General features: G+C 53.1%; 1 protein-coding gene. It reads left to right on the top strand.

Features of this window, described 5'->3' with window-relative positions; genetic code table 11:
• Window positions 1-1,091: hypothetical protein (locus C7K08_RS15745; protein WP_161955953.1), on the top strand; the 1,091-nt coding region annotated here is incomplete at both ends.

Here is a 1,091-nt window from a genome sequence, read left to right as displayed (position 1 = left end):
ACCAAGTGGATATCACTGTTGGCCGCGATGCCGGTACGATTTATGCCTCTTCAACCAACGCGCTGACAGCTACTGCAGCCACCAGCGGTAGTATTACGGGTGCTGATACCTCATCGGCAGTGATCAACCAATTCGCCGTCGGTACAAAAGATGCCAAAATCGTGATTGGCAATGATGGCAACCTCACCAACGTCGCCACGACAACAGGCAACGCTCGCGCCACTAACGTTGGCGATAGTGTCGATACCGATCTCTCTAGCGCAACCCTCTCCCTTGATGTTCGCGGCCTTAGTGAATTGGTTGACGCCAGTGATGTCACTATTGGTGCTGATGGCAACGTGCAATCACAAGCTCAAGCCTCAGGCAGCGCGTTTGCCCAAAATGTGAATGGCTCCAGCGGTGGTGGTGTAACTACAACTGCAGGTGCTTATGCCCTCGGCAACCTTGATGTCTATGGCACAAGTTTGGCCAACTCTGGCGCTGACATTACAATCGGGCAGTCAGGAAATATCACAGGCTTGGCCATTGTGGGTACGCTGAACGCAGGCGTCCTYGGCAACCAAGTCAGCGTCACCAGTACCACKACTGAAGGCACCTCCTTTGCCGATGGCACCGTCGATACCGCCGGTATCAAGGGAACTCATGATGGAACACATACAGACACCACTCCGGGAACTGATCAAAGTTTGCTGACAGCCGGTCCTCTCGATGGTGATGTAATCGGTCAATCGATTACAGGCATGGCTGTGCTTGCTAACACGATTGGCAGTTCAAATGCCGATGATGCTTCCAGTTCGATGGTTGCAAACATTGCAGGTCTACAGAATGTGGACATCCTGGGCGGGCAAGTTGGCACAAACTTGATCAAAGGCACCTCAACGGGTGATTTCGATTCAACTGCGATCTCGATTGCAGGCGATTCGACAGCTGTTGGCACTGTCACCGGTTACGGCATCTTTAGTGCTACTCCTCAAACTGGAGACATCGTCACCTCCGGCAACATCCAAGCCATCTCCAACTTGCTCAACACAGTTGTAGCAAGCTCTGTTGCAGGTACCGCAACAGCAACGGCCACCACCACAGCGGTTGGG

The organism is Synechococcus lacustris str. Tous, from assembly GCF_003011125.1.
Classification (GTDB): domain Bacteria; phylum Cyanobacteriota; class Cyanobacteriia; order PCC-6307; family Cyanobiaceae; genus Synechococcus_D; species Synechococcus_D lacustris.
Note: the sequence above shows the minus strand (reverse complement) of the source record. Positions and strands in the feature narration are given on the sequence as shown.